The organism is Scytonema sp. PCC 10023, assembly GCF_963920835.1.
Classification (GTDB): Bacteria; Cyanobacteriota; Cyanobacteriia; order Cyanobacteriales; family Nostocaceae; genus Kalymmatonema.
The window spans coordinates 1-23,251 of sequence record NZ_CAWUDP010000053.1 but is presented as its reverse complement, the minus strand read 5'-3'; the positions used below and the strand labels follow the sequence as shown (position 1 = coordinate 23,251).

General features: G+C 46.6%; 30 protein-coding genes. 24 read left to right on the top strand and 6 right to left on the bottom strand.

The features are described from left to right. Positions 1–102: 102 nt before the first annotated feature. The 3 genes from ACM0OZ_RS28090 (at position 103) to ACM0OZ_RS28080 (ending at position 1,805) form a co-directional block, all read left to right on the top strand. A complete protein-coding gene (locus tag ACM0OZ_RS28090) occupies positions 103–1,044 on the top strand; it encodes an NAD-dependent epimerase/dehydratase family protein (RefSeq protein WP_414586128.1) in 942 nt (313 codons plus the stop codon). Between the two features lie 21 nt (positions 1,045–1,065). Continuing rightward, entirely contained in the window at positions 1,066–1,473 is a 408-nt protein-coding gene (locus tag ACM0OZ_RS28085) for a hypothetical protein (RefSeq protein WP_414586127.1), read from the top strand. Between the two features lie 182 nt (positions 1,474–1,655). Beyond that, positions 1,656–1,805 carry a hypothetical protein gene (locus tag ACM0OZ_RS28080; protein WP_414586126.1) on the top strand — a complete coding sequence of 50 codons (150 nt, stop codon included), beginning with the start codon at positions 1,656–1,658 and terminating at the stop codon, positions 1,803–1,805. Here ACM0OZ_RS28080 and ACM0OZ_RS28075 read toward each other — a convergent pair. Further along, positions 1,790–3,028 (bottom strand): RNA-guided endonuclease InsQ/TnpB family protein, encoded by a 1,239-nt coding sequence (locus ACM0OZ_RS28075; protein ID WP_414586125.1) that lies wholly within the window; start codon positions 3,026–3,028, stop codon positions 1,790–1,792. The genes ACM0OZ_RS28080 and ACM0OZ_RS28075 overlap by 16 nt on opposite strands. A 37-nt stretch (positions 3,029–3,065) precedes the next feature. Between ACM0OZ_RS28075 and ACM0OZ_RS28070 the strand changes: the two genes are divergently transcribed. The 6 genes from ACM0OZ_RS28070 to ACM0OZ_RS28045 all read left to right on the top strand — a co-directional run bounded on the left by ACM0OZ_RS28070 (position 3,066) and on the right by ACM0OZ_RS28045 (position 6,616). Beyond that, positions 3,066–3,224 carry a hypothetical protein gene (locus ACM0OZ_RS28070; protein WP_414586124.1) on the top strand — a complete coding sequence of 53 codons (159 nt, stop codon included), beginning with the start codon at positions 3,066–3,068 and terminating at the stop codon, positions 3,222–3,224. Positions 3,225–3,440: 216 nt separating this feature from the next. Next, complete coding sequence (locus ACM0OZ_RS28065; protein ID WP_414586123.1) at positions 3,441–3,725, top strand: hypothetical protein; 285 nt, start codon at positions 3,441–3,443, stop codon at positions 3,723–3,725. A gap of 182 nt (positions 3,726–3,907) precedes the next feature. Further along, on the top strand, positions 3,908–4,657 hold the full coding sequence (locus ACM0OZ_RS28060) for an SDR family oxidoreductase (protein ID WP_414586122.1): 750 nt from the start codon (positions 3,908–3,910) through the stop codon (positions 4,655–4,657). A 206-nt stretch (positions 4,658–4,863) separates the two neighbouring features. Further along, the gene (locus tag ACM0OZ_RS28055; RefSeq protein WP_414586121.1) at positions 4,864–5,310 is read left to right on the top strand and encodes a cupin domain-containing protein; all 447 of its coding nucleotides are present in this window, start codon (positions 4,864–4,866) and stop codon (positions 5,308–5,310) included. 93 nt (positions 5,311–5,403) lie between these two features. Further along, the gene (locus tag ACM0OZ_RS28050) at positions 5,404–5,598 is read left to right on the top strand and encodes a hypothetical protein (protein WP_414586120.1); all 195 of its coding nucleotides are present in this window, start codon (positions 5,404–5,406) and stop codon (positions 5,596–5,598) included. 22 nt (positions 5,599–5,620) lie between these two features. Continuing rightward, the gene (locus ACM0OZ_RS28045) at positions 5,621–6,616 is read left to right on the top strand and encodes an alpha/beta hydrolase (RefSeq protein ID WP_414586119.1); all 996 of its coding nucleotides are present in this window, start codon (positions 5,621–5,623) and stop codon (positions 6,614–6,616) included. Positions 6,617–6,736: 120 nt separating this feature from the next. On the opposite strand, the gene ACM0OZ_RS28040 is transcribed toward ACM0OZ_RS28045, so the two are convergent. Further along, a complete protein-coding gene (locus ACM0OZ_RS28040; RefSeq protein ID WP_414586118.1) occupies positions 6,737–7,918 on the bottom strand; it encodes an RNA-guided endonuclease InsQ/TnpB family protein in 1,182 nt (393 codons plus the stop codon). 655 nt (positions 7,919–8,573) lie between these two features. On the opposite strand from ACM0OZ_RS28040, the gene ACM0OZ_RS28035 reads away from it, so the two are divergent. The 7 genes from ACM0OZ_RS28035 to ACM0OZ_RS28005 all read left to right on the top strand — a co-directional run bounded on the left by ACM0OZ_RS28035 (position 8,574) and on the right by ACM0OZ_RS28005 (position 14,196). After that, on the top strand, positions 8,574–9,323 hold the full coding sequence (locus ACM0OZ_RS28035; RefSeq protein WP_414586172.1) for a glucose 1-dehydrogenase: 750 nt from the start codon (positions 8,574–8,576) through the stop codon (positions 9,321–9,323). A 116-nt stretch (positions 9,324–9,439) separates the two neighbouring features. Then, the gene (locus ACM0OZ_RS28030; protein ID WP_414586117.1) at positions 9,440–10,315 is read left to right on the top strand and encodes a dioxygenase; all 876 of its coding nucleotides are present in this window, start codon (positions 9,440–9,442) and stop codon (positions 10,313–10,315) included. Positions 10,316–10,332: 17 nt separating this feature from the next. After that, complete coding sequence (locus ACM0OZ_RS28025) at positions 10,333–10,797, top strand: lipocalin-like domain-containing protein (protein WP_414586116.1); 465 nt, start codon at positions 10,333–10,335, stop codon at positions 10,795–10,797. A 424-nt stretch (positions 10,798–11,221) separates the two neighbouring features. Then, positions 11,222–11,368: a hypothetical protein gene (locus ACM0OZ_RS28020; protein WP_414586115.1), complete on the top strand. Its 147-nt coding sequence runs from the start codon at positions 11,222–11,224 to the stop codon at positions 11,366–11,368. Between the two features lie 414 nt (positions 11,369–11,782). Further along, positions 11,783–12,886, top strand: coding sequence for a Gfo/Idh/MocA family protein (locus tag ACM0OZ_RS28015; protein WP_414586114.1), 1,104 nt, complete (start codon positions 11,783–11,785; stop codon positions 12,884–12,886). A gap of 187 nt (positions 12,887–13,073) precedes the next feature. After that, positions 13,074–13,628, top strand: a complete 555-nt coding sequence (locus ACM0OZ_RS28010; protein ID WP_414586113.1) for a 1,2-dihydroxy-3-keto-5-methylthiopentene dioxygenase — start codon at positions 13,074–13,076, stop codon at positions 13,626–13,628. Beyond that, positions 13,621–14,196, top strand: a complete 576-nt coding sequence (locus tag ACM0OZ_RS28005) for a hypothetical protein (RefSeq protein ID WP_414586112.1) — start codon at positions 13,621–13,623, stop codon at positions 14,194–14,196. Before ACM0OZ_RS28010 ends, ACM0OZ_RS28005 begins: the two co-directional genes overlap by 8 nt. A gap of 56 nt (positions 14,197–14,252) precedes the next feature. Here the strand turns inward: ACM0OZ_RS28005 and ACM0OZ_RS28000 are convergent, their stop codons facing one another. Beyond that, positions 14,253–14,435, bottom strand: a complete 183-nt coding sequence (locus ACM0OZ_RS28000) for a hypothetical protein (protein WP_414586110.1) — start codon at positions 14,433–14,435, stop codon at positions 14,253–14,255. A gap of 364 nt (positions 14,436–14,799) precedes the next feature. Here ACM0OZ_RS28000 and ACM0OZ_RS27995 point away from each other — a divergent pair, with 364 nt between their 5' ends. The 3 genes from ACM0OZ_RS27995 (at position 14,800) to ACM0OZ_RS27985 (ending at position 15,580) form a co-directional block, all read left to right on the top strand. Further along, a complete protein-coding gene (locus tag ACM0OZ_RS27995) occupies positions 14,800–15,051 on the top strand; it encodes an SDR family NAD(P)-dependent oxidoreductase (RefSeq protein WP_414586109.1) in 252 nt (83 codons plus the stop codon). 92 nt (positions 15,052–15,143) lie between these two features. Then, complete coding sequence (locus ACM0OZ_RS27990) at positions 15,144–15,422, top strand: SDR family NAD(P)-dependent oxidoreductase (protein WP_414586171.1); 279 nt, start codon at positions 15,144–15,146, stop codon at positions 15,420–15,422. Positions 15,423–15,427: 5 nt separating this feature from the next. Then, positions 15,428–15,580 carry a hypothetical protein gene (locus ACM0OZ_RS27985; protein ID WP_414586108.1) on the top strand — a complete coding sequence of 51 codons (153 nt, stop codon included), beginning with the start codon at positions 15,428–15,430 and terminating at the stop codon, positions 15,578–15,580. A gap of 576 nt (positions 15,581–16,156) precedes the next feature. Here the strand turns inward: ACM0OZ_RS27985 and ACM0OZ_RS27980 are convergent. Both ACM0OZ_RS27980 and ACM0OZ_RS27975 read right to left on the bottom strand, forming a co-directional pair. Then, positions 16,157–17,209: an Acg family FMN-binding oxidoreductase gene (locus ACM0OZ_RS27980; RefSeq protein ID WP_414586107.1), complete on the bottom strand. Its 1,053-nt coding sequence runs from the start codon at positions 17,207–17,209 to the stop codon at positions 16,157–16,159. A gap of 499 nt (positions 17,210–17,708) precedes the next feature. Beyond that, a complete protein-coding gene (locus ACM0OZ_RS27975; protein ID WP_414586106.1) occupies positions 17,709–18,203 on the bottom strand; it encodes a hypothetical protein in 495 nt (164 codons plus the stop codon). 357 nt (positions 18,204–18,560) lie between these two features. Between ACM0OZ_RS27975 and ACM0OZ_RS27970 the strand changes: the two genes are divergently transcribed. After that, on the top strand, positions 18,561–18,713 hold the full coding sequence (locus ACM0OZ_RS27970) for a hypothetical protein (RefSeq protein WP_414586105.1): 153 nt from the start codon (positions 18,561–18,563) through the stop codon (positions 18,711–18,713). A gap of 405 nt (positions 18,714–19,118) precedes the next feature. Here ACM0OZ_RS27970 and purH read toward each other — a convergent pair whose 3' ends face one another. Further along, positions 19,119–20,687 carry a bifunctional phosphoribosylaminoimidazolecarboxamide formyltransferase/IMP cyclohydrolase gene (purH, locus tag ACM0OZ_RS27965; RefSeq protein WP_414586169.1) on the bottom strand — a complete coding sequence of 523 codons (1,569 nt, stop codon included), beginning with the start codon at positions 20,685–20,687 and terminating at the stop codon, positions 19,119–19,121. A 167-nt stretch (positions 20,688–20,854) separates the two neighbouring features. On the opposite strand from purH, the gene ACM0OZ_RS27960 reads away from it, so the two are divergent. The 4 genes from ACM0OZ_RS27960 to ACM0OZ_RS27945 all read left to right on the top strand — a co-directional run bounded on the left by ACM0OZ_RS27960 (position 20,855) and on the right by ACM0OZ_RS27945 (position 23,225). Continuing rightward, complete coding sequence (locus tag ACM0OZ_RS27960; protein ID WP_414586104.1) at positions 20,855–21,442, top strand: Uma2 family endonuclease; 588 nt, start codon at positions 20,855–20,857, stop codon at positions 21,440–21,442. Positions 21,443–21,827: 385 nt separating this feature from the next. Then, positions 21,828–22,760, top strand: a complete 933-nt coding sequence (locus tag ACM0OZ_RS27955) for a macrolide 2'-phosphotransferase (protein ID WP_414586103.1) — start codon at positions 21,828–21,830, stop codon at positions 22,758–22,760. Next, entirely contained in the window at positions 22,757–22,894 is a 138-nt protein-coding gene (locus ACM0OZ_RS27950; RefSeq protein ID WP_414586102.1) for a hypothetical protein, read from the top strand. The genes ACM0OZ_RS27955 and ACM0OZ_RS27950 overlap by 4 nt, the downstream gene beginning before the upstream one ends. Positions 22,895–23,090: 196 nt before the next feature. Then, the gene (locus ACM0OZ_RS27945; protein WP_414586101.1) at positions 23,091–23,225 is read left to right on the top strand and encodes a hypothetical protein; all 135 of its coding nucleotides are present in this window, start codon (positions 23,091–23,093) and stop codon (positions 23,223–23,225) included. The last annotated feature ends 26 nt before the right edge of the window (positions 23,226–23,251 follow it).

Genomic DNA, 23,251 nt, shown 5'->3' with positions numbered 1-23,251 from the left:
CCACTTTGATTTCTGTTGATTTTCTTAAGCTATGAATCAAGCAATGAAAACGATTGAACGAGTAAGATACTCGTAGTCAACAAAGTTTTAGAGGATTTACAGATGAAGATTTTTGTTGCCGGGGCAACAGGAGCGATCGGTCGCCCCATACTCGACCAATTACTTGCCAGAGGACACAACGTTGTAGCGCTGACTCGCTCTCCAGAAAGAGCACAGTCGTTAGTGGAACAGGGAATAGAACCTGCGATCGCGGATGTATTCGACGCAGAGTCAGTTAAAGCGGCTGTCATTCGCGCTCAACCAGAGGTGGTGATTGAACAACTCACCGCTCTACCCAGAACTTACACTCGCGAATCCATGAATGCGACAGCGGCTCTGAATACGCGGATTCGGTCGGAAGGGGGAGGCAATGTGCTGGCGGCAGCAAAGGCAGCAGGGGTGCGCCGTTTCCTGAAACAGTCGATGGCCTTCTGGGGAATTCCCGGTGCTGGATTGGCAGATGAGGAAACCCCGTTATCGCTTGATGCCTCCCCCGCCGTTGCCGCCGATGCTCGTCTCGTCATTGAGACTGAACGTCGTTTGCTCCAAACGCCTGACCTGGAAGGAATTGCTTTACGCTATGGCTTCTTCTACGGACCTGGCACTTGGTTCAACTCGGACGGTGATGTAGGACAACAGGTGCGGCAGCAACAGCTTCCGATTGTGGGCAATGGGGATGGGGTCTGGTCGTGGATACACATTGAGGATGCCGCGGTCGCCACCGTTGCTGCTGCAGAGCAGGGCAATCCTGGTGTTTATCTGATTGTGGATGATCAGCCTTTAGCGGTGCGCGACTGGCTGCCTGCGTTTGCTCGATCGCTGAATGCTCCACCCCCGCCACGGGTATCGGTTGAGGATGCTCTCAAAATGGAGGGTGGTGCGGACATTGTTTACTACCAGACTCAGATGCGAGGTGCCTCGAATGCCAAGGCAAAACGCGAACTGAATTTTCAGCCGCGACCGTTGGAATGGGTAGTTGACACCACCGTGGCTCATGCCAGTTAACAAGTTAAGGGAGAAGACAAGATGAAGATTGCTCAATATGGAACAGCGATCGTAGTCATGCACGCGCTCCTTCATGGACTGCACGGCTTAGCGCATCAGGAAATCCCAGTTCCCCTTTCTCTGCTTCAGGGTTTGTTTGTGGGTGTTGTGGTGATATTGGCTCCCATTATTGCAGCGGGTTTACTCTGGACGCCGTTCCACCGCATCGGTAGCTGGCTCTTGCTGGGTTCAATGGCAGGCTCACTCCTTTCTGCAATCTACAATCATCACTTGGTCATTAGCCCCGATCATGTTTCTCAAGTTTCCTTTGAAGGATGGGGCTTGCTTTTCCAAGTCACCGCTTACCTGATGTTAATTGTCGATGGATTGGGATGTTGGATTAGTGTATTGGCGTTGAGAACGATTCAGCCACCAGAGAAGGCAATATAAGTTCCTCTCAACGGTTTTAACCACTATCGTCCCCTACTGTTCCGGTTTACGTACCGGTGTGGGAATGCCATGAGTGAAAAACACGGCCGATCAAGCGTAAGTTCTCGTGGTTTCACAACTCACAGCGGATGGCTCAAAACTCAACAACCATAGACTCATCATGATAAAACTAGGAGAAATTCATGATCACTGCCAAAATTCTCGCTTTTGCCGGGAGTGCTCGCCAAGATTCTGTCAACAAAAAACTGGTGAAAATTGCCGTTGAAGGAGGTGACTTCTCCCGACGCTCACCCGTTCCGGGTAGAGCGCGGGCTTCTCAAGATCGCTCTTGAGCCTTCCTGGATAACCACTTATCTAGGCAAAAAGCCCCTGACAGTACGGCAAGACCAGGCAGTTTCCTTTCCCCGTCGTCCACGGGTACTACATTATCAAGCCCACGAATTAACACCATTTGAGCCGCAGCATGGTCGCGATGAGTAGAGTATTGACACTCAGGACAATTATGGACTCTATCCTCAAGAGTTTTAGACACAGCCGCTTGGCAATTGGGGCAAGTCTGGGATGTGCCATTGGGGTTGACTTTCTCAAAGTACACCCCACGCTTCCAACAAACCCATTCCAACAAACTCAAGAATGCTCCAAACGATGCGTCAACGCATTCTTTCCTGAGCATCCCTCTATTGAGTCCAACAGTGTTCAGATCTTCTGCAAAAATAGTCTGCGCTTGGTCGCAAAGCTTGTGGGCATTTTTCAGATGAAAGTCTTTGCGACGGATGGCGATATGGTGATGAAGTTTGGCTACCTTAATCTGTGCTTTTTCCCAGTTTTTAGAACGTCTTTGTTTCCTTGCGGCTCTGCGTTGCAGCACTTTCAGCCTACTTTGCACAGTCTTAAAGAACTTCGGACGTTCGACATAACTGCCATCAGAAGAGGTGATAAACCGCTCCAGTCCCAAATCAATACCAATAGCACGACCATGAACAGGTACGTCAGGAACGCTGACATCCGATTGGATGGTTGCGACGATATACCATTGAGTTCCTCTGCATCGAGACGATACTCTGACTTGCTTAACAGCAAACCCATCAGGGATAGGTCGATGCAAGGTTATAGGAACAAGACCAATTTTGGGCAGTTTAATTTGGTGCCCAACGATGGGACTCTCTTTAAACTGCGGAAACAGAAACGACTTGAATTGTCCGTACTTCTTAAATCTAGGAAACCCAAAGTTTCGCTTGCGGAAGTTCTCCCAAGTGTTATGCAGGCGTTTAATTACGTCTTGCAATACCTGAGAATGAACATCCTTGAGTCCTGTCCATGTTTCCTTGAGTACAGGCAGTTGACGCTTTTGCTCCATGTATCCCGGAAAAGGGACATCTGCACTGATGATGTATTCCTTTTCCAGAGAACACCTGTCAACCATGCACTTGCGACTATTCATCCAGTCTTTGAGTTCTCGCAAGGCATAGTTATAAAGCCTGCGACAACTTTCTAACCAGGCAAGCATTTGAGCTTGCTGGTTGGCGGCTGGATAAATTCGGTACGTGTAGTTCATGGTTAGCATTGCAGTAGTTTAGCACAGGTAGTGAGTTATGCTAAGTTATCGCCAACCCACTACATTTATTGGTCGCCTCCGTTCCTACGGCGACCCGCCTTATATCCCGACGCTCAAATGGTGCGGGGTACTCGCTCTCGTCGGCTCGATGTATCCCCGCCAGAAGCGAGCGCGGGGCTTACGGCGATTTAGCTAAACAAAGTAGAGCATTTCAACGTTTAGTGATCCAAACGGTAAAGGTTGAGTGCTCCAGAAGGTGAAGGTGCGGCTTCCTGGGTTGACACCACCGTGGCTCTTAGTTAAACGGAAACCTGCCACTTACCTAAGCAGCATGGTTTCATCGCAAATTGACTGCGTCTGGGTATGAAAAAGTTTGACCAGTAGATTTCAACAACATTGGAGAACAACAATTATGACTCAAGCAGCGAATCCAGCCGATCCAACCCCTCCAACCCTAGAAGGGAAACTGGCTCTGTTACGGAAATTAAGGGATGAATTGGGCAGCGGTGATACCATTCGTCGTCTCTTTTTTGGCGACCTGGAACCCATTGCTCTTCAACCCGGAGGAGCGAATACCGTGGTTCATCTTTATAACAAAGTTAATGATGTCACGATTGCCTATTGTACTTCCTACGATGTCTTTCTGGCTGCTCGTCCGGGACGAGTTACCGAGTTTGACCCGGCTGAGATCAAATAAGCGACTGGGCTAACCGGATGCAAAATTTTGGGTTCTGTCGCAAGAATCGTTGAGCACGATGCTCTCAGGCAGAAAGTGCGCCACTTGAAGCGGGTGGAAACAGCCATCTCAGTTGAGAACAACTCACTGCGGATGGCTCAAAACTCAACAACCATGTTCTTTAAACTATCAGAGGTGTTGTCATGAAAATTGTTGTCATTGGTGGCAGTGGGCTGATTGGTAAGAAGCTTGTGAGCAAGCTACAGGAGCGCGGACATGAGGCGGTGGCAGCATCCCCTTCTTCAGGTGTCAACGCTGTTACAGGTGAGGGACTGGCTGAGGTGTTAGTGGGTGCTCAAGTTGTTGTCGATGTGACGAATTCACCCTCCTTTGAGGATGCGGCGGTGTTGGAGTTCTTCCTTCAGTCATCCCGGAACCTGCTGGCGGCGGAGGCAGACGCTGGTGTGGCTCATCACATTGCAGTATCAATCGTCGGTGCCGATCGCATCCCTGATAGCGGCTATATGCGTGCGAAAGTTGCTCAGGAAAAGTTGATCCAGTCCGCAGCAATACCCTATACAATTGTTCGCGCTACGCAGTTCTTTGAGTTCATCGAGACGATCATCGCTCAATTCCCCACCGATGGACAAACGGTTCGCTTGCCCTCTGCCTTTATCCAGCCCATCCTGTCGGAGGACGTTGCTGACGCGTTGGTCGATATCACACTGGGAGCGCCAGTAAACGGCATTATCGATTTAGCTGGTCCAGAGCGGTTCCGTTTCGAGGAAATCATCCGCCAATTCCTGAGTGCAACTCACGACTCACGTCAGGTGGTTGTAGACACTCACGCCCGTTACTTTGGTGCAGCGTTGAACGATCAGCTCGTTCCGCAGGGCAACTCGCTCATCGGCTCGACCCGTTTCGAGGACTGGCTCAACCGCTCTATCGCTTAAAGATCAGCAATGAGAATTCAATGCTGACATCGGTTGAGTTGAGGACACAAAGCCCAACATCCCGCAACTGCGTTCGCGCGTGCAAAGCTCAACTCAACCTACACATGTCTGATCCGCGATCGGCTTGATTCAGCATGAGGACACATCAGACTGATTTATATTCACCAATTCGTGTTCACGTTTGTATTCACGCAAGGAGAACCCAAATGTTTACTCGATTTCTTCACGGATTTGCATTCGCAGCACTCTCCATATTCGCAGCTTTTTCCGTATTCACAGCACTCCCCGTATTCGCAGCTTCAGCCGATGTGTTGGCTGAAAAGGTAACGTTGGTCTTCGATCATGCCCTTCCCAATGTGCCCGGCAAGAGCATGAAAGTCCAGTTGGTCGAATATGCGCCAGGTGTCTCATCGCTCCCTCACACCCATCCAGACTCGTCTTTCATCTATGCAACAGTCCTGGAAGGTGCGATTCGTAGCAAAATCAATGATAATCCGGAGCAGGTGTATCACGCTGGTGAGAACTTTTTTGAATTACCTGGCGATCATCATCGTGTCAGCGCAAATACCAGTGATACTGAACCCGCACGCCTGCTAGCAGTGCATGTCGTCAATACCAATGAACAGAACCTGGTCATAAACGACAAAGAGTAAGACGCACGCATTGCAGTAAAATACATCTGTTCTTTACATCTGAAGGCAAAAGAATTACTCGACAAAGGTATCCATGTAGTCAGTACCGATGAAATGACAGGCATCCAAGCTTTGCAGAGAGCTTACCCGGCTCAACCCATGAAACTGGGACGAGTAGAACGCATCGAATTTGAATATATTCGTCGTGGAGTTGTGGCACTGATTGCAAACTGGCATATTTCATGGCAACAGGTACTGATGCGGATGCCAACGTTAGTTACTACGGTGTTGAGATTGACAAGAATTTAGCAGAGGCGACAAGGAGAACGTAATGGTTACTCAAGAAAACTCACAAGCGGTAAAAGTTTTGGAAGTCGCAGATGATCCGCGTCTTTCCAGAGAAACGAAGGAATTTTTGAAAGTGTTGAATTCAAGTGGTGTGGGTTTAGAGACACTACCTCCACTCGAAGCACGTCAAGTACTTGTGGATGGACAGGCTTCCGTTAAAGTCGATCTTTCAGGCATTGAGGAGTCTGAGAAGACGATTACCGCTGACGGTTATCCGATTACGCTCAATATCGTGCGACCTGAAGGTGTCAAAGGCACATTGCCTGTTTTCATCTTTATTCATGGCGGCGGTTGGGTGCTGGGCGATTATCCAACACACAAGCGCATGGTTCGCGATCTCGTCGTGCTTTCAGGTTTTGCGGCTGTATTTGTCAACTACACTCCAACTCCAGATGCTCAGTATCCACAAGCTATCAATGAGATCTATGCCGCTACCAAATGGGTCGCCGAACATGGTGAGGAGATTGGTGTTGATGGCAAAAATCTGGCAGTAGTCGGAAACAGTGTCGGCGGTAACATGTCAACGGTAACCACGTTGATGGCGAAAGCGAAAGGGGGTCCGCATATTAAGTTGCAAATCTTAATGTGGCCGCTCGTAGACGCTAATTTTGAAACGGATTCTTATCACCAATTTGGCGAGAAACGTTTTTTGAGCACATCTACAATGAAGTGGATGTATGACATGTACATCCCTGACCCAGAAAAGCGCAAAGACATCTATGCCTCCCCCTTACAGGCTACTGTTGAGCAGCTAAAAGGATTGCCTCCGGCGTTAATTCAGCTCGCGGAAAGCGATATTTTGCATGATGAAGGCGAAGCGTATGGACGCAAGCTAGATGAAGCCGGGGTAGACGTGACAACCGTGCGCTACAACGGCATGATTCATGACTTCGGACTGCTGAATGGTTTGGCTGAGCTTCCGGCAACCCGTTCTCTTTTTGTCCACGCAGCGGCTGAACTGAAGAAACATCTGCAATAGGCAACGATCGTTTCTTTTACCGCCAGTTGCAATGAATCCTCGTTCTTGTCATAAAGACGAAAAAACCAAACTATTATCTAAAGATACCCACATTCTACAGGTAAACTACTCCCGCCTTGCTTACGCGGAGGCGGGAGCTTCTAATAGCCCTCCAACAGTCTTATCCAAAGGACAAGACAACCAGGAACCTTTATCGGGCTGGTTTACAAGGCAGCCCCCAAGCAAAGCAATTACCAAAGAACCGTTAGTGTCTGCGTCCCCGATCCAACCGCAGTTCGTATTAATGCACTTAAATTTCTTATCGGTTCTTACGCCAATGTGCAGGCAACAATTGCAGGTTTGACTTGTATAAGCAGGGGGAACAGTTATTACTTTTACGCCTTCTTTTATCCCCTTGTACTCTAGGAAAAATCGCAACTGATAAAACGCCCAAGAGTTAGAACGCCTACGCTCTGTTTTATTCCTGGGCTGTTCGTTTGTACGTTCGCGAATTCCTGTCAAATCTTCTATTGCTACCGTACAACTGTTATCTTTGGCTTCGGCAATTATGCTCTTGCTGATATTATGATTCAGCCATTGTTGAAATCTTCTTTCTCTTCCCGATAACCGTTTCAAAATCTGTCTTGCTCTACGACGAGTAGACCTTGTGCCTTGGGAAGCTTTGCGTTGTAAAGAAGCTCGCACTCTGGCATATTTATCTCGGATTTGATTTATTTGTTTTCCATCCCAACCCTTATCTGTACTAGTTTTAGCAATTTCCCTACGTCCGAAATCAACCCCGATTACGTTAGTTGTTCGGTTTGATTTCGGAGCCTGAGATTTCAGTTGAATATGCACGTAAAAATTACCATCTTGGTGCAAGCAGACAGTAGCCGAAGTTGGCTTTTGTCCTGCTAATTTACCACGATGGTAGTTACTGGCATTTAGAGAAATCCTTTCTCTTCCCCTAACCGTACTTAAACTAACCGTCCAGTCCTTTTCTCTGAAGGTAAAAGTATCCTTATCACAATCAAAACTGGTCGGCTTAAATGCCTTAACTTTCTTACCTTTGTGCTTGGCAGTTAAGCGATTAGCTCCAACTCTAGCGCAAGCCCTGATTATATGGTTAGACACCAAGTTGAACTTGTTTTTGGCATCGTTGTAGATGACTGCCTGGATTGAGTTGCGATTAGTTAAAGTCGGTTTGACCGAAGAATTGATGAATTCACAGCACGACGCGAACTCGGTTGCAGTATCCTTAAGTTTGGCATACTGCTCTGAGTCGGGTTGAAGTCTTACAACTAGCGTCAGTACTTGATTCATAGGTAAAATATTACCACAAGTGTAGAAAGTTGGCAAGCTCAGGGGTATCGAACCCCATCGCTTGCCCGCTCTCCCCCTACGGCTTGCCTTCGGCTGAAGCCGTAGCCCCTCGCGATTCAGGTGGGATAGCTTCGCTGCTGCCTAAGCGCAAAGCGCTCAGCATGAGCGTTCGGCAGATCGCAAAATCTTGTATTTTAGATGAGGGATTGTCAGTTTGTAAGCAACTCTTATCAAAGAAAGGGACGAGGCATACTGCGGCGCACAAAACGAAAAAAATGTCAATTTTTATACAAAAAAGTCCTTTGTGCTCTGCCATACGGTAAGACAGCCCCCTAGCTTAGTCATAGGGATTCCCTGTTCCCTTTTAATAAGGTTTGAATTTGGATTCCACCTTTAGTTGGAGCCAACCTTCCATTTTAAGATGGACTGATTTATCAATCACTCTACTGTGAAAAAGTTTCAACTCAACGTGGACGACTTTTTAGAGTTAATTGCATATATTGAAATCATGCAAACATTGATAGCAATGCCCGTTGCAAGATCTAAGGCTGCTGGAGATATCGAATGTCGTAGAGCCGAACGAGTAAATTATCATCTTTTTGCCATCTGTTACAAGCAACTCTTTCAACCTCAACAATTACAGGACTCATCCAAAATGAAAAAACTAGAAGGAAAAGTCGCTCTTGTCACCGGCGGTACCTCCGGCATCGGTCTTGCCACTGCCAAGCGCTTTGTTGCCGAAGGTGCCTATGTCTTCATCACCGGTCGTCGCCAAACTGAACTTGATGCCGCCGTGAAAGCGATTGGTGAAAACGTCACGGGTGTTCAGAGCGATGCCTCCAAACTGGCAGACCTCGATCGCCTGTTCGCCACAATCGAGCAAGAGCAAGGACACCTCGATGTGCTCTTCGCCAATGCTGGCGGTGGAGAACTCGCCCCACTCGGCTCCATCACCGAAGAACACTTTGACAAAACGTTCAACACTAACGTCAAAGGTCTGCTGTTCACCGTGCAGAAGGCACTGCCTCTGTTGCCAGAGGGCGCTTCCATCATTCTGAACGCCTCAACCACTTCTATCATGGGCACCCCAGCCTTCAGTGTTTACAGTGCGACTAAAGCGGCCGTGCGATCGTTTGCCCGTAATTGGACACTCGACCTCAAAGAGCGCAAGATCCGGGTTAACGCTATTAGTCCTGGCGTAGTTCCTACTCCTGGTTACGATCACTTGGGACTGAGTGGTGAGCAGGTGCAGGAATTCGTGGATAGCCAAGCCAGCACCATCCCCTTGGGAAGAGTAGGCACACCCGATGAAATTGCCAAAGCCGTTGTCTTTCTCGCTTCAGACGACAGCAGCTTTGTGAACGGCATCGAGCTGTTTGTCGATGGCGGTATGGCACAGATTTGAAGCGCTCTAAAAGCGATCGCAAGAGTTTGAACAGCGCTTCCCAGGTCTACTTCAATGCGCTTTTTTAAAACAGGCGAACCAGTAAGTTAATAACGTAACTAAAAAGGAGTTCAATCATGCAGAACATCACGCTTGACACTATCACTCAAGCTGTCGTTAATCATGGCGATCGCGGCAAATCTCATCCACGACTATATGAAATTTACACAAGCTTAATTCAACATTTACATGACTTTGTGCGCGAGGTGAATTTAACTGAATCAGAATTACAGCAGGGACGTAATTTTCTCAACCAGGCAAGTCATCACACTCAGGAGATTCCCACTGGAGAGATCCATCTGTTGACGGACCTACTAGGGATCTCAGAGTTGGTAGAACTGCTGGGCGATGCTCATCGCGGCACAGAAAGCAATTTAGAAGGACCATTGTATGTGCCGAATGCACCAGAACGGCAGATGGGCGATCGCTTGGGCATTGATCCAGAAGGCGACACGCTTTTCCTGTCAGGCAGGGTTTTAGATGTCAACGGTCAGCCGATCGCTAATGCCCTGATTGATGTGTGGCAACCGAATTCCAAGGGACTGTATGACATTCAGGATTCATCTCAGCTTCAGGGAAACTTCCGAGGGCGTTTCAAAACAGATGCCAGTGGCAAGTATATGTTTGAAACTGTGGTGCCCCTAGGTTACAACGTGCCAGCCAGTGGTCCATCTGGCGAGTTGCTGCGACTCTTGGGACGGCATACCTGGCGGGCGGCTCACATCCATTTCAAAGTCAGTGCCCCGGAGTACACTTCGCTGACAACACAAATTTTTATTGCTGGCGATCCTCACCTGGATTCAGATACAACCTTTGCAGTGCGAGCGGCGATCATTCAATTGCAAAAGCACGAAGCACCGGATGAACTCAAGGCGCACAATCAAAATAAACCGTTTTTCTCGGCTGAGTTTGATTTTGTGTTGAAACCCGTTACAAACAGCGAAAACCTATAAAGCAACGGCTAAACATTATGTCTACACCAGCGATTCAAAATAATCCGCTAATTGGCATTTGGAAGTTAATTTCTGCAATCGCCATCCAGCCAGATGGAACGATTAACTCACAGGTGTATGGTACTCATCCTGTTGGCTACATCACTTACACATTGGATGGTCACATGATGGTGATGTTTTCCAGAAGCGATCGCTCACCGCTGAGTCAAGAGGTTCAATCGCCGTTAAGTCCAGAAATGCAATCCCTACCCGTTGAAGAGCTTGCTCAAGCATTCATGACATTTAGTGCTTACGCTGGAACTTATACGTTGAGTCACAACACAGTGACTCACCAAATCGAAATTGCATCGATTCCTAATCGGGTTGGTACAACGTTAGTTCGCACCTTTACTCTGAGTGAGAACCGAGTAACGCTCTCGACGCCGCCAGTTTTGAGTGATGGCGTTGAAACAGTTTTCGAGTTGGTGTGGGAGCGCATGTGAAGTACCCCATGAGTGCTTCGCTGAAAAAGGGGCTTCCAATTCCAGTTCCGCAACGACGGTCTTATTCGTATGAGTGGGCTTCCCGCTTCATCCGCCGATGCCTCCTCAAACACGCCAGAACCCTAGGTCAGGAAACCCTCCTGCAGTACTGGCTTTCGTGTTTGATTTGGTCTGACTCCGCGTCCACAGGCAGACACCCGCCTCCCGCAGGTGTATAGCTTTACGTACAACATGGCTTGGCTTATCTTTTACCGCAGAGCGTAATCGTGCGAACCAGTGGTCATGTTCTTTCCCCGATCTAGTCATGTTTCTTCAGCAAGCGTCGAACCGCTACTTTGAAGTTAGCTTTTATGTTCCATACAGTCAGGTGGGTCATCGACCATTTATATACTGGCATAAATATGTCTATATTGTGGACATATTTATGAAAACAAAAGAAGTGCATATTCGTATATCAGAAAGGCGTTTCAACAAACTAAAAAACTATGCCACGTTGAAGGAGAAAACAGTAACTCAAATAATTGAAGATTATATTGACCGACTGCCGACACCGGAGATTGACGACTCCTGAAACATCCCTCACACTGAATAACCGCAGGTTATTACCGTTTAGGGATGCCCTCGTCGTCGTCCGGTGTCCATCCCCACCTTATGAGTACATTGAAGGTGGGGACTTCCGCGATGCGTTAATTTTTCAATTGAACGATTGGAAGAAGACTTTCACCTCTATAAACAAGGAGCCATTCCATGACTACATTTCACACGATCGCAATCGATGGTTTAGATATTTTCTATCGAGAAGCTGATTCGCGCTTGTAACCACTATGGACAGTAAATCTCGTTTGCTTTCTCGCGCGCTTCTGTTGCAAGTTCACCTCGACCGAGTTTTTCCACTTCAACAAGTGGCCGAAGCGCAGCGGGCGCTCTTTGGCTGGTGAAATCACCGGACGGGTTGTAATCGAAATGTAATCAAGGAATAATTAGCATGAAAAACGGAAAAATCGGCGTTGGTATCATTGGTGTCCATCCCTCGCGTGGATGGGCTATGACCGCCCATCTACCTGCGCTGCAAGCATCACCCGATTTTGAAATCGTTGCATTGACAAATTCAAATCTAGATGTGGCGCGTGAAGCGGCACTCAAGTTTAATGTGCGACATGCCTTCCAACTTCACGAGGATCTGTTGGCGTGTCCGGATGTGGATTTGGTTGTCGTTACGGTCAAAGTGCCATATCACTTTGAATTGGTGAGCGCCGCAATCCGGGCTGGAAAATCGGTTTATTGCGAATGGCCTTTGGGTAACGGACTGCAAGAGGCAGTCGAACTGGAGCAACTCGCTAAAAAATACAAGGTTCACGCGGTGGTGGGACTGCAGTCCCGCGCAACGCCGGAGGTGAATTTCATTCGCGACTTAATTCGCGACGGTTATGTAGGCGAGGTTCTGTCCGTTTCACTTATTGGTTCAGGAATAATCGGCGGAGCAATGATTCCTGAACAATTTGCTTACACCTTGAATCCGAAAAATGGCGCCGGCATGATAAACGTTGCCTTTGCGCATGCGATTGATTCTGTGGGTTATGTGCTGGGCTCTGACTTGAGTGAGGTCATGGCAACGTTAGACATTAGGAGGAAGACGGCGCAGGTAGTCGAAACAGGCGCTATCGTTGCGATGGAGACGCCAGATCAAATTGTCATCAGCGGTAGAATGAAAAGCGGTGCCGTGGTTTCTGCCCATTTTCGAGGTGGTTTATCACGTGGCAGCAATTTCAGATTGGAGATTAATGGAACGCAAGGCGATTTGATTGTCACAAGTTCGCTTGGCTATCCTGGAGTTGGCGAAACTAAAGTCCAAGGCGCTCAAGGTGAAGATGCTGCTGTGCGGAACCTTGATGTCCCGCAAAAATATGTAACGGCAAATGCAGATATAGGGAGAATAGCAACGACTGTTTCCAATAACTATGCCCTACTGGCTGCCGACCTTAAAAATGCAACAAAAACGGCACCGACATTTGCAGATGCTGTGATTTTGCACCGTCTCATAAATGCAGTTGAACAATCGGCTGCAACCGGTACTAGACAACATATCTAACTGATCAACTTTGGGTATATTGCCAATGCAGTTCTGTCCACGAACGAGGTTGTAGACGCAATGGCGTAACGTCAAACTCAAAGGAGATGGAAGTGGACACCCAATACTACGACGACATTAGAGTTATCCCTAAAGTGTACAGCCCTTGTAGAGCTACAGCCCAATCAATTACAAATGGAGATGTATTATGGCAATTCTAAAACTTGAAGATGGTACAACTTACACTCAGGTAGATGATATCGCGCGGGAACTGGCTCCCTTAAATGTTCAGCTAAAGCGCTGGTCGATTGGAGACAATCCAGACGTTCAAAATCTACTAGCAAAGGATGCTCTCAGCGATGAGGAGAAGGCACAGGTTCTGGAAGCGCTTGATGGCTACTTTAAAGAACTCAAGCAAACAGCCGGCTATCAGTCTCGTGACTTAATTGTGCTGCATCCAGAGGTTCCAAACCTCAGCACTCTCCTGGCTAAGTTTGACCCAATTCACTACCACACTGACCCTGAAGTCCGCTACATCATTGCTGGTGATGGGGTATTTGGCTTTGTGCGTCCTGATGGCACTCAGGTCGAGTTGACGGTGCAAGCAGAGGATTACATCAACGTCCCAGCGAACACTAAGCACTGGTTTTATCTAACACCATCGCAACGGATTAAAGCTGTGCGCTACTTCACGACGACTGAAGGCTGGGTACCGGAATATACGAATACTGAAAAACGTTTCCCTCAAGCTGCCGGTGTCTAACACGACGGATGACATAGAGGGAATTACCTCCGGGAGCCAAAGCCATAGCAGCTTACTCTATCACTCGACAAGTCCTAACGCTAATTTGAGTTTGGGTAGAGGAACCTCGCTCGTCAATCTCGCATTAATGTCGAAGCAATTCGATGTGAACGATTTCAGTTTAATTAGTTCTACAACACTCTTGAAAACAATGAAAACACTACTGAAAAGATCCGTGTTACTCCTTGCTCTGCCAATCACTATTTTAGCTAATTTTTCCTTAAGAGCCTCTGCTGATTCTACTGCTGGCATCATCCTAAGTACGAAATGCCAGAGTGGCTACAACATCAATATTTGGCGCAATTATACTTCCGGGGAACTGCTGTATCGCGCGACCAGTCCCAACGGTAATTTAAGTTTGGGCTCAGGAACTAGCCAAGCGACAGAAGGTGTTCGAGTGTATAAGTTTCGGAATGCAAATTATGAATATTGGGTGTGGGATGGCACGTTGGATAACCCGCAGTCTGGAACTTTAGAGGTGTATAAAAACAACCGTATCTTGATGCAGCAAGCTTGTACGAAAAGTTGAATCCTAAGCGCGGGTGTTATTAAATCAGTTATCAGTTATCAGTTATCAGTTATCAGTCAGTCAGGCGTATGGTGGGGGATGCGCTCACCGCCACCAACGCCTATGCCTACGGCACGTCTGACGACGAACGGTGCACAGGAGTGTGGTGTTTCCCCCAAGGATTTAACTGATAACTGCGGCTGGTACTGTTCACTGTTAAATAAGGTTTGAATTTGGATTCCACCTTTAGTTGGAGCCAACGTTCCATTTTGAGATGGACTGATTTATCAATCACTCTACTGTAAAAAAGTTTCAACTCAACGTGGACGACAAGTTAGAGACAATTGCATATATTGAAATCATGCAAACATTGATAGCAATGCCCGTTGCAACATCTAAGTTTGCTTTACACAGTGAGCACAAAGAGAGTCGTATGGCGACATTTTGCCCTAGAAGAAAAAGGGGATGCGATTGCAGCTCGTATCCGTCGCTTTATGACAACTCACGTTAGGTAATCAAGTGGCGATCGCCGAGAAGAACGCTTACGTTGAGCAAGAGACGGCAAAATGGCGGGCTCTGGCTGAATCCACCAATTACAGATAATACAGATAAGGAGACTGTTCTATGAAACTTGAAGGTAAAAAGGCATTGATTACTGGAGGCAACAGCGGCATTGGCTTTGCTACTGCTCAAGTCTTTATTCGTGAAGGTGCTGAAGTTGCTATTACTGGACGCGATCAAAAGACACTGGATGCCGCTGTTGAGGAGTTGGGTCCGAACGCTGTTGCCTACCGTGCAGATGTGACGGACTCCACTGCCCGCACTGACCTTTTCGATAAGATTGGTCAACGGTTTGGCAATTTGGACATTCAGTAGACCGAAAAGATTTCTAGAAGGCTTACCATCCGTTCATTTGACGCCCGTGTACACAATCCGCCAGAGTGCCCGTATCATCTGCTTTTTGAGCAATAGGTTGTAGATCAGTTCTCCAGCCCAGGCAAGCGATTGCCCAAAGGGCACTGCGCGGAGCGCAATCGCTCTCGTCAGTCACAGAAACGTCGCCTGAAACCCTTATTCTTTCCTCAACTTACAAAAGTTTTCGGTCTACTGACATTGTCTTCGCCAATGCTGGTATCTCTGGAAGAACGCCTGTTGGCAGCACTGACGAAGCCGTTTTTGAGAACATTATTCGCGTCAATCTAACAGGTGCTTTTTTGACGGTGCAAGCCGCACTGCCAAGCAGGTAAGAATCTTGAGAAAAGCAGACCGCTGGTACGCATCTATTAACTTGCAATGCGATGACAACGTTCCCGCTCCAATGCCCTACGGTCATCCGATTGGCGTTGATGTGGGACTGTCCAAGTTTTTGGCAACCAGTGACTCAGAAATAGAGGAATTAAACTAATTAGTACCGTTGGACAGACGGGAATCGAAAGTGCCTGTGCAGACGGTTTGCCGGGGACTGGTGAAAATCAGTCTAGGTCAAAGTCACAACCCCGTAAGGGAAAAACCAGGAAATCCAAGAAGTGATTCTTTGGAAGCCCCCACTGTAATCTCTGATTCAGTGGGGGAGGATGTCACAAAAGTTACCCACTTGCAGACATCACGGAAGAGCGCTTCCACGAGCAGTTTGGTTTGAATGTGCTTTGAGGGAAAGAGTAAACTCTTTAGAGACCAAGTCCAGTAATATAAAAGAGTAATCGGCTTGCGGTTAGTGGGGTAAATACTATCGGATAGCTTTGATAAAGCTATTCGTCCAGCCGTTGTAAGTAGGTCGGTGTAAATAATTAAAGGTATGTAGTAAGCGCTAAGCGCGAAGACAGCGCTTACTACGAACTAGTTTTCAAGCTTTACTTTTCTTTACGTGGCAATTTGTTGGGTAGTTAGTGCTTATACTTGTAATTTTATATGGCAAGTATTTATATTTAAAATCTTGATACACGGCTGTATAAAACTTTATGAAGTTTAATAGTTTTTAGTATTACTCAGATAAAAGGACTTCACTGACTGCTCTTCGAGGTGTGGGTTTTACTTCAGGACCAAAACCAAGACGCAGCAATATCTGGGGATAACCGGCTCTATTTAGAAGAGTTCGGAGTTTAGGACGCAGTTGTGCCACTTGTATAGGTTGATTCAAGTACGATGCAGAAACACCAACCGCCTGTCCAAGCAGCAGAACTCTCTCTAACGCCTGTCCAGCACTAAACCAGTGAACGGGAGTGTCTTCATCGGTTCCTAAAACCGCAAGAATAGGTGACCCAATAGCTAATTCCCGATCTTTTGCTGCTTGTCCTCTGCCTATGTCGAAGGTACGATTAATATGGGCAACAATGGGGGTGACAAAGTCCAGCAGTTGCCTGACACTTTGGCCATAAGCAGGCATACCATCACGGGTGATTTTACGACTGGGGTGAATCCATGCAGCTAGTTCGCGACGAAAATGAGGGTTTGCCATTTGAATGCGATCGCCTTCTGCAATTAAATTAGCCACCGCATTGCGATCGCCTTCGCCTTCAATTGTAGTAAGCCAGGCACCTTCCTGAACTGCAGATGTTCGCATAATAGAAAGCAGCGTTTCTGGAATGTCCCAATTTTGGAAGGGTAACCTATTGGTGTGCCGCCTAGTAATTGTCGCGAACAGCAGATGTTCCTCTTCATTTTCCTCTGTGGGATCGCCTAACCACACATGAGCCAGCAAATCTGGATCCTCAGGGTTAGGAAAAGTTTTTACTGCATCGGTGTAGCCAAAGTGCCTTATTGCTAAGCGTAAATTAAACAGTGCTGCACCGCAACTCATAGTCAATTCGCGGTCTTGGGGGTCACAGACAGGTAAAGCACGGGTTCTATCAGCATAAAGTTCGATAGTTTCGTGAGCGATTTTAAACAGCCAAGGCTGACTATTGTGTCCCGATGGAGCCAGGATTGCATAGTTTAATAAAAATTCTAGTTGTTCAGAAGGACTACCATTAGACGGAAAGTCACTTTCGGAAATATTCCAAGGGCTGAAAGAGTCGGGTGTTAAGCTCTTTGACATATACTTCAATTATTAAATAGTCTATTTAAGATTTTTTTATTTTGAAATAAAATATTACCAAAGAATTAGTAATTCGTAATCAAGCGAGTAACTACGAATTACTAATTACAAATCATGAATTTTAATTTTTTAAAATAACGTTAATATTTTTTTTATTTTTATTATAGCAATTTTTGATGAAATGCGATACTATATGGGGCGATCGCCTTTCTCCTACCCTTAGAAGAGAGTGGGGTTCATAGAAACAACCCAAGGGTTGTAAAAAAGCTTGTATCAAAATTTCGCTCGAAAACCGTCAAACACAGAGGTACTGGAACAATAACGAATCCTCGCGTTTTCCTTCTGTTAAGCACTGCATAGCCTTAAGTGAACTGTATTGATATATATGTGATGAAAACTAAAAGATTAAATGTAAGGATTACTAACCGCAGATATCATAAGTTCCTGTTATAGTCTGCTGAAATAGACAGTACTCTCAGTGACATACTCCTACCCTGAATCAAAGATTACAGGGTAGGCTTCCAACAGCCCGATGAAGGGTGTGCAGGATTTCCTTCGTGGTACTGTGATCCATAGTTCCAACTACGGTTAACTTCCCACTACGGCGTTTTATGCTTGGGAAAATGCCCAACCCAAGCCTTTTTAGGTTGATTGCTGCATTGATATCGCGGTCAACCTTCAAAGAATGTTGCTCATCCCAATAGTCCCGAATGTCGCAATCGGTGAAGATGATTTCATCCCGATAGCACAGAATCATTGACGAATAAGCAGGTTTTTGCCCAATGACGACTGCTCCAGCTTTTGCGGCTATGTAGTCCAGCGTCTTAAAGAAATTACCAAACGCAGCATCAGACCAGGATTTATTCAGTCCTGACTTAGCAGATTGACCATTAGGTAGAAAAGTCCCATCATCAGCCTGTTTTGCCTTGTTGCGTTTGGTCAAACCCTTGAGATTAAGATCTTCGTGAAAGAAGACTTGCTTTCCAGTTCTCACTAATTGTTAAAAAGGGTGTGGGGTTGGGTCTGAAATAGACAACAAGACCGCCTTATCCATTCATACCCAAGAAAGATTTCTCTTTGAGGCGGTGGCGAGGCGGTTTTCGTATCACATAGTTACCAAATCTAACTAATCTCAGCGACTGACCACCAAGGCGCTCGCATATTTGTCCATGCTTTATGAAGCGGAACGCTCCTCAACTCACTCGGCTTTCACCACCACACCAAATCAAAGATTATGGTCTGGGGACTCCCGCCTGCCTAGCTAGACATAGGAGTGAAAAACAATGTAGAGACGCTTTCATTCAGCCCGTCTCTACAAGGATTGTAGACAACGCACAATTAATTTCTGGAGATGTCTACTAGCCTTGTTGATGAGTGGATACATTCTTTACCGGAACCACGAAAAGAAAACATCACGACACCTTTTATTGTCGCACCAATCAAAGAGGGTGTACCTCGTTTTTATCCCGCAATTCATCTTATGACTCCCCTAACGGGTAAGTGAGAGATGAATTGCGGAGTCAGCTAAAACAAAAAGCGCCAGGGAGTGTTACCGTGTTTCCACCCCCAGCGCTCTTTGCTTTACACTTGCTCCTCACACACAACTAGAGAATAACACCCTCCAACTGAAAACACAAGTATGGCAAGTGACACTTTCAAAACTGAACCTTTACTACCTCCATAAGATAGCAAAAAGCGCCTGGACGTCTTGCCGTGTTTCGACTCCAGGCGCTTTCTGTTTTCAACTTACTCCTCACACCATATAAACAATATCACGGGTCAATTCTAATGACTGTTATAGTAAGTGACACTTTGGCAACTGCACTCCCTCTTGAGGCATAAGGCACAAGTAATTTTCGATGTATTATGGCTTATACCTATGTCCACATCCTCCTTTGGACAGGGATTTTTAATGTAAAAAGTGACGAATACCCGTCAACACCATGAGTAAACCGAGTTCATTGGCAGCTTGAATGGAATCTTGATCGCGCAAACTTCCTCCTGGTTGCACAATCGCCTTAATTCCCGCTGCTGCTGCTGTTCTGACTGAATCGTCGAAGGGAAAGAATCCATCACTGGCTAAAATTGCACCTTGCGCTTTTTCCCCAGCTTGTTCTAAAGCAATTTTAACTGAGCCAACGCGGTTCATTTGACCTGCGCCTACACCCAAGGTGGTGCGATCGCCACTTACAACAATTGCATTAGACTTAACGTGCTTGCAAACTTTCCAAGCAAACAACAATTCTGCTAACTCATCGTCAGTAGGTTTCTTGTCGGTGACAACTTGCCATTTACTGGTGTCAGCTACCGTGTCATCTGAAGCTTGCAGAAGGAAACCGCCTGCTATGACTTTTACGGTTTCTTTCGGTCCACTGCTTAATTCTGGTAAAATTAACACCCGGACTTTTGATTTAGCAGCCAGAATTTCCTGTGCTTCCCCATCACAACCTGGTGCAACCACGCATTCTAAAAATGTCTTTGTTAACTCAGTAGCCGTTTCCGCGTCAATCGGACGGTTCAGTGCGACAATTCCACCAAAAGCAGAAACAGAGTCAGCGTTGAATGCTTTTTGGTAAGCTTGTTGCAGAGTATTTCCCAGAGCGACACCACAGGGATTTGTGTGTTTGATAATTGTTGCTGCTGGGATGTCGGTAAATTCAGAAATGATGCGCCGTGCTGCTTCTAAATCAACCAAGTTATTGTAACTGAGTTCTTTGCCTTGAAGTTTAGTAGCAGCTGCCCATCCAGTTGGCGTAGTACCAGTTTGATACCAAGCTGCACTTTGATGGGGATTTTCGCCGTAACGAAGGGATTGCAGGAGTTTTCCAGAAAGATTGTATTCTTGGGATACCTCCCCCTCTCCGCTAGCGGAGAGGGGGACTGAGGGGGTGAGGTTCTGGCTGAGGTATGCTGCTATTGCTTGGTCATAGCTAGACGTATGCAAAAATCCTTTTAAGGCACACCTTTGGCGAAAGTCTAGGGATGGTTCGCCACTAGAGCGGCGCATTTCCTGTAAATATTCTTCATACTGCGCCGGATCACATAAAATTGTGAGATGGGCAAAGTTTTTTGAAGCAGCTCTGAGCATAGCAGGACCACCAATATCAATTTGCTCGATCGCCTCAGGTAAAGTCACTCCTTGTTTGGCAATAGTTTCTTCAAAAGGATAAAGATTCACCACAACCAAATCAATCGGGCGAATTTGATTATTTTCCAAATCTGCGACATCTTCAGGCACATCACGCCGTGCTAAAATGCCGCCATGAATTCGAGGATGCAGCGTTTTGACCCGACCACCTAGAATTTCTGGAGAACCTGTGTAATCAGCAACTTTCGTAACTGGTAGTCCTGCATCTTTCAGTGCTTTGGCTGTCCCTCCACTGCTGATGAATTCAAAGTCAAATTCTTCTACTAAGCTACGGGCAAGGTCAATTAATCCTGTTTTATTAGATACACTCAGCAGTGCTAGACGCGCCATATTTCCCAAGCTTCCTTTGGTGTATTTACAATTAGTGCAGATGTCTATTGTACAAACCGGCAAGGCACGTAGACGCAAAGCGGCTTGAACAGGTGCTTGGCGCGAAGACGAAGCATTGTCTGGAATACAATAGCTGTATTGAGTCATTGATGAAGAGCGCGATCGCTATGACCGCAGCAACCAAGAAACTGACTTTTGCAGAGTATCTCAAGTATGACGATGGCACGGATACCCAATACGAATTGGTTGATGGAGAATTAATTCCCATGAGTCTTGGTACTGGGAAGCATGGCGGAATCTCCAAGTTTTTAGAACGAACCTTCGATGATGAAAGTGCCAAGATGGGAAGGAATTGGACAGCACAAAAGTTTTCCGTCGGTATTCGTTCGCCACGCGGGGGGCGCTGGGACACTTCGCGGGTTCCAGACGTGGTAGTTTTACCAATAGAGCAGTGGGAAGCACTCTTCAACCGGGAAGCAGTCATCGAACTCAACGAACCTCCCCCCATACTCGTAGTGGAAGTCGTTAGCGAATCTACTCAAACTACAGATTACCGCAGCAAGCGTTCCGAGTATGCCGTCCTCGAAATTCCCGAATACTGGATTATTGATCCGATTCAAGAGGTAGTAACGGTATGCACCCTAGTAGAAGGGTTCTATGATGCTGTTGCATACGTAGGAGAAGAACGCATCATATCTGCCACTTTCCCAAGCTTGGATTTAAGTGCCGAACGAGTGCTGGCTGGGCGGAACTGACGCGCCGCCTCTGTGAGATATTACTTTAGCTCAAATAAGGTACTTATACCGATAGTTTCCGTCTAATGTCCGAAAAAGAGCCAAGAAAATTCAGTGTAACTACCCAAGACAGGGTAATTATACGGGAAGCGTCTGTATAATATCCGAAAAGAGGTATTATATGGAAAAATTCTGGATAACTATCCCAAATCGGGTAATAATACTGAAAAATTCCGTATAACATCTGGATGTAGACGTTATATAGAAAAATTCTGTATATCATGAGAAAGAATGCCTGTAATGCTTATAGATTGCCATCAACGAAGATAATTATACGGAAGATTTCCGTATAGTAAATAGTTGTGTGGCTGCACGCGGCATTCTTGATGCACAGTGATATAAAGACATGATCAAAAAGACAAAATCAAAGCAAGAAGTGCTTGAGTTAGCCCATAAGCATGGTTTGAGCATCCAAGAAGGTTCACTGCAATTTAATGAATCGGGACTCGATTTTCAAGTCGTGTTGGCGACGAACGCTGAGGGAGAACGCTGGGTTTTACGTCTCCCTAGGCGGGAGGATGTTCTGCTGTTAGTGGACAAGGAAAAACGCACGCTGGAGCTGATTGCTCCTCTTCTAACTGTGGAAGTGCCGCTATGGACTGTTTCCACAGATGAACTCATCGCTTATAGGGCATTAAACGGTGTGCCAGCGGGCACGATTGATTCAGAAGCAAAAGCCTATGTGTGGAAAATTGACGAAGCTAATGTGCCCGATCAATTCCATGAATCGCTGGCTAAGGGTATGGTTTCTCTTCATCAAGTTAGCATCGAGAAAGCACGCGCAGTAGGTCTTCCTGTTGAAACCGCTGAAGAAGCACGTGCTGCGATGAAGCGGAAGATGGATACAGTTAAGAGCGAGTTTGGTGTTGCTGAAGAGTTGTGGAACCGTTGGCAATACTGGCTCCAAAGGGATGAGATTTGGCCGAAAGAAACGGTGTTAACTCATGGTGAATTACATGCTGGGCATATTCTTATTAATGCACAGGCACAGGTGACCGGCTTTATTGACTGGACTGAAGCAGCCGTCACTGACCCAGCGATTGATTTTGTCGCCCATTACCTTACGTTTGGTAAAGACGCTCTCAATAAGCTGATCTCGGCATACGCCAAGGTGGGCGGGCGCATTTGGCCGGAGATGGCAGAACACGTAACTGAACTGGCTGCTTCTTATCCCATAGCAATTGCGGAATTTGCGCTGAGGTCGGACTTGGATGAATACAAACAGATGGCTAGGCAGTCGCTTGGCGTGAGTGACAACGCAAGGGGTGGGATAGAATGAAAGATGTGTTAAAACTGACTCAAGCAACTCGTGAAAAAAGAAAACTGGAAGAAGTCATGAGTGACATCAGCCAGAAGGCGCAAGAGCGAGGATTGACACCAGAAATTTTAGACTCAATTTTGAATGAGCAGTAAGGCACGTTACGTTTTCGATACAAATGTGATTGTGAGTTCGTTGCTGTTCGAGAACGGTAATCCCTCGAAAGCGTTTCGATATGCTTTGAAACACGGAGAAGTTTTGTTATCGCTTGAGTTGTTATAAGAACTCAGTGATGTACTTGGGCGGGAGAAATTCAATCGCTTTGTAACGAGTGAAGAGCGAGATGAGTTTTTGGAGACATTCGTTGAACGGGCAATACTGGTTGAGATTATTGAAAAAGTGCAGGAATGCCGCGATCCGAAAGATGACAAGATTTTAGAACTGGCATTAAATGGAGGAGTTTGTCCTAAGCAGCCAAAAACCTAGGCAACCCCAGTCATTTATCGACAATC